Below are 439 nucleotides of genomic sequence, written 5' to 3' on the forward strand. Positions count from 1 at the left end.
TCGTGCCTCCCCCGGTAGGGGAGTGCACACGACCGGTCTCACGATCGGCGATGGATACGGAAGATCCGTAAGGACAGCCCAGAGGTTCAGTGCCTCTGGGCTGTCGCCTTTTCAGGTGATCATGTCTGTCCTGCTCCTCGGGTTGGGGCCGCCGGGCCGCCCGGGGGTGGACGGCCCGACGGGGGGGTTAGGCCGCGGCGGTGTGCTGCCCGCAGGCCGCCAGGGCGAGTTCCGTGTACACCGCTTGGACCCAGCTGCGGGAGCGGGTGGCCCGGGTGGCGGCCTGTCGGACGCTCAGGCCCTCCTGGTAGGCGGCCACGATCGCGGCGCGGGCCGCGGCCGGGTCCAGCCGGGTGTCCACCCCCGTCGGCCGGGTGTCCCCCTGGGTGTCCACCTGAACAGCCGGGTCGGTGTCCACCTGGACGGTAGGTTCCGGCAG

1 protein-coding gene is annotated in these 439 nt (G+C 72.2%); it reads right to left on the reverse strand.

From position 1 onward, the window contains the following. Positions 1-187: 187 nt before the first annotated feature. Positions 188-439, reverse strand: a 252-nt coding sequence (locus G6R25_RS24625; protein WP_205447474.1) for a hypothetical protein, incomplete at its 5' end; no start/stop codon positions are given.

Origin of the sequence: Candidatus Frankia alpina (assembly GCF_902806485.1) — a bacterium.
GTDB lineage: Bacteria > Actinomycetota > Actinomycetes > Frankiales > Frankiaceae > Frankia > Frankia alpina.